Origin of the sequence: Paraburkholderia sp. (genome assembly GCF_026225065.1) — a bacterium.
In the GTDB taxonomy this organism is placed as follows: domain Bacteria; phylum Pseudomonadota; class Gammaproteobacteria; order Burkholderiales; family Burkholderiaceae; genus Paraburkholderia.
The window spans coordinates 25,415-37,539 of the sequence record NZ_JAMFSB010000248.1; the positions used below are offsets into that span (position 1 = coordinate 25,415).

Here is a 12,125-nt window from a genome sequence, read left to right on the forward strand (position 1 = left end):
GCTCCTCGGGCTAACGAAGCAACACGTTATGTGATCGCTCAGCTCGCGCTGATCCAGCGCGTGCCTAGTTCGTCGATGATCGCAGTTGCGTCGAAGCGGTAGGCCATCAGCGCCGCCAGTCCGCGTCTGCCGTCGATCGACGCCGGCGCGGAGGTAAAGCCATGCTTTGCCAGCAGCGCGGCCTCGATCGCGTCGGCAGCGGCCTTGCCCGTTTCGAGCGCCTCCATGGCCTCGTTCGCATTGAGGGCTAGTCCGGCGGCCTGGGTTGCGGCAACGCCGAGCGCGTTGCGCGTGCAAACCGCATCGAGTGCCAACAGGCGCGTTATCGCGAGCGTTGCGCCGAGTACACCGACCGACGAAGCCACGTTCCAGCGAGCGCGATACGCATCGTCATCGAGCGCCGTCAGCACCCGCTGCGCCGCTTCGATGCCAATGGCCGCAGCTGTGGCGAGCGCATCGTCTGATGCGTCACCACGTTCGCCGAACGCGAGCACCGCCGCCAATACCGGCGTCGCGACGCTCGGTGCCGAAGCGCGCGCGAGCGCGGCGCCATAGGCCCAGGCCCGTGTGCGTGCGTCCTGGGGCGACGGTTGCGCGCCTTGTAGCGCGGCGATCTGCGCTTCGCTGGCGAGCGCGCCACGGGTGGCGGCGCGGGCTTGCTCGAGCGCGCGCTGTGCAGCGGCTAGCGCCGGCGCTGCTGCGTTCGTCAATGGCGCAGTCGCGAAACCGACGAGTGCGTCGGAGACAGGAGAGTGTGTAGCGGTTTCATGCATGATTTCAATCCTTGTTCGGGACGCACAGCGCGAACAGCGCGTCGAGATTGGCCGAGACCTCGAGATCCTGGATGGCGGCAGCGATGCGCCCGGTCACGCCAGCGCCCAGCACCGGCTCGATGAGCAGCCGCACCTTGTCCATCAGTTCGTCCTGCGTCAGCGGCCTCGCGAGACTGCCGCGTGCGTGCTCGACGTGGTGAGCGGCCACACGGCCGCCGGTCAGACGCGCTTCGATGAACACCTCGTCGCGATTGACCTTCGTATCCGGCACGAGCCTGGTCTTCGCGCGCAGGGCGACCACATCGGGCTGCACGACGCGCGCATCCTCATACTGCGCAAGACCGACACGCCGGTCGCACAGTGCCGCTGCCACGCCGTGAATCGCGCTGAAGCGGGCCTGCAGGCCGTCCTTCGGTTGTGGATTGCCCATCAGTTCCGGCACCAGCGGATGGCAGCGCACCTCGATTGCCTCAATCGCGGTAGCGTCGTCAATCTGCTTGCTGAGTTCGAGCCCTGCGTCGATCGCCGGATGCGCCACGATCCCGCACGGATACGGCTTGTAAGTGTTGAACAGCAGCTCCCAGCGCTCGCCCAGCTGGCCGTTCATCTGGTCGAAGTCGACGCGTGTCGACATCGAGTGCGAGTAGCCGCCTTCTGCTTCGAACACGTCGTCGGCAGCCTGCTGGCCATAGAGCGCGAGCCGCGCCGCCGCGATGCCGTTCGCTGCCGCCTTGCCCGGGTGATACGGCTTGGTCATCGTGCCGAACGCTTCGCGTTGGCCGACGAACATCGACGTGGCAATCGACACGGCCCGCGCCAAAGCGTCCGCGTCGAGTCCTAGCAGCAGTCCCGCCGTCAAGGCGCAGCCGATCACGCCGCAAGTACCGGTGATATGCCAGCCGCGGTCATAGTGTTCCGGCGAGATCGACACGCCGACACGCAACTGCGCCTCGCAGCCGAGTGCGAACGCGGTGAGGGCTTGCGCGCCGCTCGGGCGCGTCGACGGTGCCAGCGCGGTCAACACCGCAAGCACCGACGCGGCCGGATGAATCACGGTTGCGAGGTGCGTATCGTCGAAGTCGTCGAGGTGGCCGGCAAAACCCGTTGCCAGCGCGCTGAAGTGGAGATCGACGCGCTCGGTACGGCCCGGCACCGGTGCCTCGGGCGCGGCGCCGAGTTCGCGCGCAGCCGCGAGAATCGCTTCGACGCCAGGATGCATCGACGCGCCGATCGATGTGCCGATCACGTTGACAAGAGAGCGCTTCGCTTCCTCGGCGACCGCAGGAGGCAAGGGTCGCTGCGCGAGCGCGTGCAGGCCGTGCGCAAAGGCGGCGGCAATATGCTTCATTGGGACAACTCCTCAAGACGAATGCCGTTGGTGCGAGGCCCGAAGGCCCCGACCATAACGACGATGACAAACATGGCCGAAGAAATCAGTGCGAATACGGCCGGCACGCCGAAGTGCTTCAGCAGCGCGGCCACCCAGAAGCCGACGAAGATCGAACTGAGGCGGCTCCAGCTGAACACGAAACCAACGGCTCGGGCACGTATACGTGTGGGGTAAAGCTCTGCCTGATAGGTGTGGAAGATACCGATCAGCCAGTTGTTCGCGATCGTGACGGCGCTGCCGCACACCAGGATCAGCGCCGGCTCGCGCACGAACCCGAACAGCACGCCGAAGACCGCAACCACCAGCGCACAGCCGACCAGTTGCCACTTGCGCTGGAAGCGCTCCGCGCACGCTATTGCGCCGACGGCGCCGAGCGGCGTCGCGCATGCGATGACCATCGTGTACAGCAGCGAATGCGTGAGCGTGATGCCCTTCGAATAAAGTAGCACCGGCACCCACGAGCCGAAGCCGTAGACGCCGAAGGTCTGGCAGAAATTGAAAACCGACAGCATCACCGTGCGCGAGAGGTACGGGCGCTTCCACATCTCGCCGAACGATCCGCGGCCTTCCCGCTGCGCCTCCTGATCTGTCGCGTGCAGTGCGGGTGCAGGCAGTGGCTCACGCGTTTGGGCAACCACATTGCGTTCCATCTCCGTGACGATTGCGTCCGCTTCGGCGGTGCGTCCCTTGCTCTCCAGCCAGCGCGGCGACTCCGGCAGCCCACGCCGCACGAACCAGATCAGCACGCCACCCGCGGAGCCGACGATCATCACCCAGCGCCAGCCATCGAGGCCCAACACGTGATGCGGTACCAGCAGCCACGACAGCACGGCGACGGTCGGCACGGAAGTCAGGATCACGAGGATGCTGAACGCCATGTATTTGCCACGGGTTCGATACGGCGTCAGCTCCGAGATGTAAGTGTCGACAGTAATCAGTTGCACGCCAATTCCTACGCCAGCCCAGAAGCGCCAGAAATCCATTGCGAGCGGATCGTTCTGGAACGCCGCTACGAGGGTCGCGATCGAGTACGCGAACATCGCAAACGTGAACACCGAGCGGCGCCCAAAGCGGTCGCTGAAACCGCCGAGCGCGACCGTGCCGATGAACATCCCGCCGAAGAACGAGCCGAGAAAACTCGCGAAGCCGTTCACGTCGAACAGGCTCTCGGTGGTCGCCCGGTACATGCCGCTATGGATAAGGCCCAACGCCAGATAAGCGGCCATAAACAATTCGTAGAACTCGAACCAGCCTCCCATCGCGATACGTGCGACGAGGCCGAGGAAATACCTCGTGGGCGGCAAGCGGTCCAACCGCGCCGATACGCCAGCCTGCGTGTGCACGGGGTCTGCGACCTCTTTCTCCATGTACATCATGTCTCCTTCGCTTCTGAATGTGGTCGGCTTAGTGTCGACACTTCGTTCAGTGTATTCGCTCTTGTTTGTTGAAATCAACAGTTTTATGATCTAGTGTCGACACTTTGATGGATCCCACGTAGAGGCACCCGGACCCGCCGGGGCCGCCTGCTAAAATGCGCGACCGGATCGGAGCAGCCCCGCTGCCTCGCGCCCAGCCGACGACAGCAACGGAATGGCAATGGACGAGTTTCTCGACAAGAACATAGAAGAACCGAACGATACGAACGACAGCTCGCCGGTTGCCGGCATCGTGGACTGGGTGGCGCGCGGCATCATCGAAGGGCGGCTGCAACCCGGTGACGACCTGAACTCGGTCGACCTCGCGAAGCGTTTCAAGGTGAGCCGCACGCCTGTGCGCGAGGCGCTGTTCGTGCTGAGCCGCGAAGGTCTCGTCGACTGGTCACCGCGGCGCCGGCCGCGCGTGTCGGCGGTCAGCCTGAAGGACGTGCGCGAGCTGTATCAGTTGCGCGCCGTGCTGTACGCGCAGGTGTCGTTCGCGATCGTCGAGCATGCGAGCAACGCGGATATCGAGGCGCTGTGGGCAGCGCATCGCCGCCTCGCCGACGCGGCGGCGCAGCATGACGTGGATGGCTATTTCTGGGGCAACGTCGCGTTTCGCGACGAGGAACTGCGGGTGTGCGGTAACGCGATTTTCAAGGAAGTACTGGATTCGCTGCGCATGCGCACCAACCGGCTGCGGCATCTGAGCACCTCGCTGCCGGGCCGGATGCAACGCTCCTGCGAGGATCACCAGCGACTTTGCGAAGCCTATGCGGAGCGCGACGGCACGCTTGCCGCGGCGCTGAACCGGTCTATCGTGCTGGGTGCGTTGCGCGCGATCGAAGCCGCCTGGCAGGACGGCTCATCGCCCGCCCGGGACGATGCCGACGGCGCGTCGCTGCGCTAGTCAGCGGGTCAATGAATGCGGGGGAGAAAAGAGGAGGGGGCTCGCAACGCGGGAACGGCGATGACTGCTCGGCCAGCCGGAAGGATCATCTCGCCTTCCCTACCGCTTGCCGTCGCTGCGAGTGTTCGAAGGATGCGGTGTCTGGGTCGCCTCATCAATTACAGGTCATAACACGCACCTCCGTCTGGTCTCACTCTTCCCTTTAATTTTCCTTTCAATTTGTGCGTTTCTAACGGCCGCGTATGTCGTTGAGACATTGAAAGCCTATTGGTTGTTTTTCGCGCAGTCGATTTTCGATTGCTTGCGTGACGCATCAAACTCGGGCAACATCGCTTCCGGGATTGCGAAGCGGCTGTGGCTTGGCTGGAGCCTTTGCCAGACGAGCGACACAAAAAGTCTCTAGAATGACAAACTCGCGATTTTCACAAGAAATTACGGGGAAACGCTGCCGTAAGATTAAGTTGTCTACGGCATCACGCATTATTAAATTGCATTTCCAGTCATTGTTCAGGGCGAGTGATCAATCGCCGGTTTGATCACTGCTTCGCGCAATCAGGCGAAAACCACGGTTCGATGTGATGGCGACGCTAAAGAACAACGTGTCCGGGGAATCATGTCTGTTGAAGGTTAATCACGTGTTCGGCCGAGATGCCGAGCGTTGCGACACCGTCATTCAAGACGCCTACGTTTCCCGTGTGCATGCGATGGTCCACTTCAACGGCGGGCAATGGAACCTGCTTGATCAAAGCAGCAACGGCACGTTGCTGTCCGGTACATTGCTGCGCCATGGCGAGCATGCGCCCCTGCGCGAAGGCGATCTGATTCGCTTCGGTAAAGCGGTTGACGGCACCTGGGAGGTCGTGGATCTCGCGGACCCAGTCGATACGCTGTGGCCCGTTCGCCCCCCCGCTCGCCCCGTTCTGCTTGAATTCGCCCAGGTGCTGCCGGGCGACATCACGCCCGCCATCAGTGTGATGCGCTCCACGACCGGAGAATGGCTGTGCGACGACGCTGGCTCGCTGCGGGTGCTTCATCACGGCGACGTCATCACGGCGGGTACCCTGAGTTGGCGCCTGGAAATGGTGCGCAACGACCAGACGCTCGCGCTGGTCGCGCCGTCCGCTCCGTCGGGACCGCCCGCACGAATCGAGTTTGCGGTAAGCCTGAACGAGGAACACGTGCGGGCCGTATTGCACACGCGCGGCGGAACGGTCGACCTCGGCGAGCGCGCCCATCACTACTGTCTGACTACCCTTGCACGGATCCGTTTTGCCGACGCGCAGGCGGGCTACGACAGCGGCTCGCAAGGCTGGGTCGAAATGCCCGAACTGTCGCGTATGCTTGGGCTCGATGTAGCCCACGTCAACGTACAGATTCATCGTGCCCGTGCCCAGTTTGCGGCACTTCCGGGTGAGGGGAAGGTTGAGCTCATCGAGCGCCGACGCGGTAGCGTGCGTTTCGGCAACATCGCATTTCGGGTCATGCGAGGGGAGCAGCCCGAATGTCTGTGGGTGCCAGGCGATCCCGTCAATGGCAATGCATCGGGCACTATGACTGCAGACCTGACGCGACACGCCCTGTCGAACTGATTGCGCAATGCCCTCCAGATCTGTGACGTCATCTACCGATTCGCGCGCACCCGCTGAGGCTGCACACTCAGCCCAGCCATCGTCTGCACCGGCGGTCGAGCTGCATGGCATGCATGGCTACCGGCTCGGTGCGCAGCTCGGTGAAGGCGGCAGCGGCGCAGTCTATCGGGCAACCCGGCTGGACAACGGACAAACGGTTGCGATCAAGTTGATGCGCGAAGACGTCGCGCGCACGGCGGCAGAGCGCGAACGTTCACGCGCCCGCTTTGCGCAGGAAACGCGGCTGTGCGAGACGCTTGAACATCCGCACGTGGTGGCGTTGCTCGACAAGGGCGAGACACCTCATGGCCAGTTGTTCGCCGTGTTCGAATTCGTGCCGGGCAAAACGCTGCGCGAGATGATCGAGGACGAAGGCGCGCTTTCTGCGGTCACGACAGGACTCCTGATGACGCAGGTGCTCGAAGGCCTGGCGGCTGCCCACAAGCAGGGCATCGTGCATCGCGATCTGAAGCCGCAGAACGTCATGGTGACGGTGACCGATGACGTACTGCATGCAAAGATCCTCGACTTCGGCATCGGCGCGCTCATTTCCGACGCTACGTTACCGGATGCGTATACGCTGACGCACGCGACCGAGGTCCTCGGTTCGCCGCAGTATTGCGCGCCCGAGCAACTGCGCAAGGAAGCGCCGACGCTCAGGACCGACCTGTACGCGTGGGGCCTCGTCGTCATCGAATGTTTGACGGGGCAGCCCGTCATGCAAGGCGCGAGCGTCGCCGAGATCCTCTATCAGCAACTCAGTCCCGTCGACGTGGCGTTGCCGCCGGCGATTGCTTCGCACCCCCTCGGCACGGTGTTGCGGCTCGCGTTGAACAAGAACCCGCAGTTGCGCGCAGGCTCTGCCGATGAGCTCGCGGAACAGTTCCGCGCACTGCATTTTCAGGCGCTCGTCGGCGAATTCAATTACCCACGCGGGTCACGCAAGTCGCGAACCGCCGAGGCGAAAGTCGCAACCCTTTCGACGAAGGCGCCGGACGCCGCCAGCGCATCGCGGCAGGTGACGGCGCTGTGCTGCAGTGTGGGCATCGTTGAAGACAGTGCGCCGCTGACGGCCGATCCCGCCTCGCTGGAAGCGCTCGAGGCCAGCCAGCAACAATGGCTGACCCGCTGTACGGACATCGCAGTCGGATATGGCGGCGAAGCATGCGGCAAGCTCGGCGATACGTTGCTGTTTTACTTCGGCGCTCAGGTCGGTATCGATCGGCCGGCACGGCGCGCCGCGCGTGCCGCGCTCGAGATGGCGCGGCAGTCGAGTCGCGCGAGCCTCGACGACACGCAAACGCCGAACGGCTGGCGTGTGGAGATAGCAGCAGCGTTGCATGTCGGCCCCATTGCGATTCGTGTGCCGCTCATGGGCGAGGGCGCCACGGCCGCTACAGCAGCAAAGCTGCTGCGGCTTGCCACGCCGGGCCAGATTCTGCTTAGCGAAGAAGCGCGCGAGTCGCTCGACCGGTATGCCGACTACACGCGCACCGGGTTGCATTTCGCGCGTGCCGGCCACGCGTCGCGCACCGTCTATGCGTTGCTTGGCGAACGCCACGAGCATGCGCCGTTCGACTCGCTCGACCGCAACGCGGCGACGCCTTTGATCGGCCGGGAGCGCGAGCGCGAAGCGTTGCTGCAAGCCTGGCGCGGCGTGGTGGCCTCCGCTGCATCCGAAGCACAAGCCGGGGAGGGCGCACCGCGTCTTGCGAGACTGGTTGTTGGAGATCCGGGCATCGGCAAATCGCGACTCGTCTATGAGCTGTGCGAAACGGTGCGCAACGCAGGCGAGACGGTCGCCTACTGTGCCTGCCTGCCCGAGCGCTTGAATCACGCACTGTTTCCGATCCTGCGCTTCGTGGCGGCGCATTGGCAGCTCGATATCGAGGGCGACCCGGCCGGGGCGCTCGCGGCGCTCGATCGTATGATTGCCCCGCTTGCCTGCGATCATGCCGCGGCGCGCGCCACGCTCGCTGCCTGGCTCGGGATAGCAGCGGGGCCGGCCAACCTGCGCTGGTCGACCGCGCGGCAACAGCAAGCGTTGTTCGATGTGCTGCGGCAACTGGTCGCCTCGTCAGGACAGGGCGGCCCCGTGTTGTTCGTCATCGAAGACGTGCAATGGCTCGATCGCATGAGTGTCGACTTCCTCGAATCGCTGCGTCTCTCGCCGGCATGCGGCTCGGTTCTCGTCGTGATGACATCGCGTCCCGAAGTGCTCGACCGGTGGCGCACCAGCACCGAGCGTCTGATGTTGCGACGCCTGTCGCGCGACGACACGCGTGAGTTGATCGCGACGCTGCTGGATAAGGCCGATTTCGATGCTGCCACGCTTGAATCGATCACGCAGCGCACGGCGGGCATTCCGCTGTTCGTCGAGGAAATTGCGCGCGAATTCGTGATCAGCGGTGCGATGCCGGATGCCGGTTTGGTGCAGGGAGACATCGGCGCGCCGGATCATCAGCCGTTGCCGGCCAGTTTGCGCGACATGCTTGAGCTCGCGTTCGATCGTATCGATGGGGCGCGCGACACTGCGCAACTGGCGGCCACGATCGGCCTCGAAGTCGATGCGCAACTGCTCGCCGACGTTTCGCCGCACGCGGCCGAGGTCCTCAACGACGACCTGAAACGCCTGCTCGAGGCACGCATCATCTATGCGCAACACCGGCTCGGTGGCATTTCGTATGCGTTCCGGCATGCGCTGATTCGCGATGCAGCGTACGAATCGATGCCGGCGGCGCTGCGCCGCGAGAATCATGCGCGCGTGGCACGGGCGCTTGGCAAGCGTCCAGAGCGCGGCAATGGCATGCAGGACGTCAACATTGCGCAGCATTTCGTGCATGCACGGGCCTTCGAAGAAGCCGTGCCGCACGGCATTCGGGCCGCGCAGCGCGCGCTCGAACGCGCCTTGCACGACGATGCGATCCGGTACGCACAGACCGTGCGCGAATGGCTGACCCAATGCGATTACGCCGGGCGTGCACACGACGCGGCACGCGCCGATCTCTCGCTCGTGCACGCCATGATGGCGCGCTTCGGTTGGGCCGATCCGCAAGTGAAGGGGCATACCGAGCGTCTGCTGGACGAGGTCGGCGGCCTCGAGGATCCACAGCTTGCCGCGAGCGCATTGTGGACGCTCGCGACGTACTACCATGTCGCCAGCGACCGCGCCGCCGTGCAGCGCATCGCCGGGCAGCTGATCGAACTGTCCGTGAATGAAAATGATCCGTCGATCCGTGTGGCCGCCGATGCGATGCACGGCATGAGTCTATGGATCGATGGTCACTATGCCGAGGCACGCTCGGCGTTCGAGGCGGCGCTGTCGGGCCACATCGTGGCACGCGACGCAGGACACCGGCGCCTGTTCGGTCTCGATACGCGGGCTTGGACGATGGCCTCGATGGCGAGCCTCATGTGGCATATGGACGAAGGTCCGGATGCCGCGCTGGAGATGGGGCGCGCCGCTGTGCATTCCGCGACCTGTGTGGACCATCTACCGACCATCGGCGTCACCCTGATGTATTGCGCGCGGATGCAGCAATGCAGCGGCGACCGCGAAGGCGCGCGTGACACGTCCGCGCTCATCCTGAGCTTGTCGCGCACTTACGGACTGAACGCCGTCGAGCGCTATGCGGCAGCCATCCACGCGTGGTCCGAAGGGGACCGCGACGCCGTTGCGGGGCACATCGAGGCATTGCGCCGCTCGGGATGCCTGCTCGGCCTGACCTACTACGCCTCATTGATCCCGGAGATGGATGCGGCACGCGGCGACTGGCAATCGGCGCTGCGTGAAATCGATGCATGCCTGGCACTGTGCGAAACGATGAACGAGCGCTACTACGAGGCCGAACTGCTACTGAAAAAAGCGACCTATCTGTTCAACGCGGGCTCGCGTGAACCGGCTGGGGCCGCGGGAGAAACGTGTCGTCAGGCGCTTGCCACCGCACGCAAGGCCGGTATGACGCGCACCGCTGCAAGAGCGCAAGACATGCTGGAGCGTCTGCAGTCGAAAACGTTCCCAGAGCAGTTACCGATCAGGCCACACCCACCCATGGAGAGCGTCAGTGAGTAACGTCGAAAGTAATTTTCCAACCTACCAGCAGTTTCTCGAATACCGCGCCGTCATCGTTCAGGCGATCGCCGTCTCATGGCACGACGACGCCTTTCGGGAAAAGCTGATAGATGACCCGCAAAAGGCACTGGCTGAGCGCTTCGACTACCGCTATCCGTTCAACCTCGCCCTGAAGGCGCAGCTCGACACCTCGGAGTGGACACCGGCGACGAACGGCGGCTGGACCACGCTCGAGAACAATGTGCTCGAACTCGTGCTGCCACCCGCTCCGGCCGACCCGGAGCAACACGCCATCGCGCTTGCCGCTTATAACGCAAAACATATCAGCGTCATTGAAGACGCCAAACAATAAACCGGGGAAGACCGATCATGGGAATGAATAACGCGGTTCCTACGCAGGAATCGATGCTGGAGTTCCAGGAAGTGTATCTGCGCGCAATCGCACTTTCATGGAAGGACGCAGCTTTTAAAGACGCTTTGTTGAAGAATCCTAACGATGCACTGGCTCGTTACTTCGACTATCTGTGCCCGTGGATCATCAACCTGAAAGTCAGCGAAGCCCCAGCCGGTTCGGGATGGGACGCGGCGAAGCAAAGCTGGTCGTTGCCGCCTAACGCGATGACGTTCGGTGTGCCGGTGCGTCCGAAGGTGTCGGACGAGGAATCTATTGCGCTGGCGGCCTATAACGATGCAGGGCCGTGCTACCTCTTCACCTGCTGCTGAGATTCGATCGACGCGCTGCATGCGAATGCGGCGCGTCGGTATCCCACCGCATGCCGGCGGTGATACCTGCCGCCCTCGCTCGTCCCTTTGTCCATGCTCGATGATTTTTCCCGCGTGCTGCGCTTCAAGGCGCATTTGTCGGTACTCGACGCGGGGCCCGATACGCTTTTCATCGTTGACGAGACCCGGCGCTCGGTCCTGCGTGGTGCGGTCTACGTGAGTATTGCCGCCTGTTTGCGCGAGAGCATGACGATTGCTCAAACGATCGCGACACTCTCTGCACGTTTCTCCGACTGGCAAGTTCTGGCGGTGCTCGATCATCTGGAGCGCCAGGCCTATCTTCGAAGCGACGAGCCTGACGAGCGCGACGCTGCGCGGGGTTTCTTCGAACGCACCGGGCTTAACGGAGACCGTGCTTGCGAGCAACTCGCGCAACTGCGCGTCGCGGTCGAGGCGTTTGGCATCGACCCGGCACCCCAGAAGCGGGCTCTCGCGGCGTGCGGTATTGACCTGGACCACGAGGCACCGTTCGTCATCGCACTTGTCGATTCATACGCGCGGCGCGAGCTCGCCGAGGTGACCGAACGCGTGTTGGCACGAGGCGGGTCGGTGCTCGTCGTGATGCCCTACGGCATACAACCACTCATCGGGCCGCTGCTCGGCCCCAAAGACATCGCACCGGACGCGCCTTGCATTACGTGCCTGCGTTATTGGACCTCGCTTAACCAGCCGGTGCAGACGTTGCTCGCGCGTCATCACGGCGATGAGGCATTGCGCGTTGCGCCTGCGCATACGCCTGCCAGCGTCGCCGCGGTCAGCGCATTCGCTGCGGCGCTGATTCAACAGATCACGGTGAGCGAAGCGCGGCGCGAGCAGGCTCGCCGGCATATTCTGTCGTATCGCATCGATACGTCGACCACGGCGTCACATCGTGTGGTGCGGCGCCCGCAGTGTCCTCGATGCGGTAATCCCCACTGGATGCAGGAGCAGGCCACGCGAGCGCCGATACTCAGGGGAGGGGACGTGCTCGCCTCACGCGAGGGCGGCTTTAGAAGCATCGAACCGCAGGGCGTCCTCAAGCGCTACAGTCATCTCGTCTCGCCGGTCAGCGGTGCGATTGCCTATCTGCATCCAATGCCAGGGCGGCATGCGGGCCTTCGCAATGTCTATGTAGCTGGATATCTGGTCTGTCCGCCCGGCATCCCGCGCACGAA

Annotated in this window: 9 protein-coding genes; 6 read left to right on the top strand and 3 right to left on the bottom strand. The window is 63.7% G+C overall.

Annotation, left to right across the window (positions count from 1 at the left end):
* Positions 1-38 precede the first annotated feature (38 nt).
* The 3 genes from M0954_RS18265 to M0954_RS18275 are packed head-to-tail and all read right to left on the bottom strand — an operon-like array spanning position 39 to position 3,530.
* Positions 39-773 (bottom strand): MmgE/PrpD family protein, encoded by a 735-nt coding sequence (locus M0954_RS18265; protein WP_297354728.1) that lies wholly within the window; start codon positions 771-773, stop codon positions 39-41.
* A 4-nt stretch (positions 774-777) separates the two neighbouring features.
* Entirely contained in the window at positions 778-2,121 is a 1,344-nt protein-coding gene (locus M0954_RS18270) for an MmgE/PrpD family protein (RefSeq protein ID WP_297354730.1), read from the bottom strand.
* On the bottom strand, positions 2,118-3,530 hold the full coding sequence (locus M0954_RS18275; protein ID WP_297354733.1) for an MFS transporter: 1,413 nt from the start codon (positions 3,528-3,530) through the stop codon (positions 2,118-2,120). Before M0954_RS18275 ends, M0954_RS18270 begins: the two co-directional genes overlap by 4 nt.
* A gap of 229 nt (positions 3,531-3,759) precedes the next feature.
* Here M0954_RS18275 and M0954_RS18280 point away from each other — a divergent pair, with 229 nt between their 5' ends.
* From M0954_RS18280 to M0954_RS18305, 6 genes are all read left to right on the top strand, one after another.
* Entirely contained in the window at positions 3,760-4,488 is a 729-nt protein-coding gene (locus M0954_RS18280; RefSeq protein ID WP_122155948.1) for a GntR family transcriptional regulator, read from the top strand.
* Positions 4,489-5,123: 635 nt separating this feature from the next.
* Entirely contained in the window at positions 5,124-6,077 is a 954-nt protein-coding gene (locus M0954_RS18285; protein ID WP_297354736.1) for an FHA domain-containing protein, read from the top strand.
* A gap of 7 nt (positions 6,078-6,084) precedes the next feature.
* A complete protein-coding gene (locus M0954_RS18290; RefSeq protein ID WP_297354739.1) occupies positions 6,085-10,188 on the top strand; it encodes a TOMM system kinase/cyclase fusion protein in 4,104 nt (1,367 codons plus the stop codon).
* Positions 10,181-10,540, top strand: coding sequence for a BMA_0021/BMA_0022 family TOMM bacteriocin (locus M0954_RS18295; RefSeq protein ID WP_122155951.1), 360 nt, complete (start codon positions 10,181-10,183; stop codon positions 10,538-10,540). The genes M0954_RS18290 and M0954_RS18295 overlap by 8 nt, the downstream gene beginning before the upstream one ends.
* A gap of 17 nt (positions 10,541-10,557) precedes the next feature.
* Positions 10,558-10,911 (top strand): BMA_0021/BMA_0022 family TOMM bacteriocin, encoded by a 354-nt coding sequence (locus M0954_RS18300; RefSeq protein WP_122155952.1) that lies wholly within the window; start codon positions 10,558-10,560, stop codon positions 10,909-10,911.
* A 93-nt stretch (positions 10,912-11,004) separates the two neighbouring features.
* The coding region (locus M0954_RS18305; protein WP_297354741.1) for a TOMM precursor leader peptide-binding protein at positions 11,005-12,125 on the top strand (1,121 nt) is incomplete at its 3' end.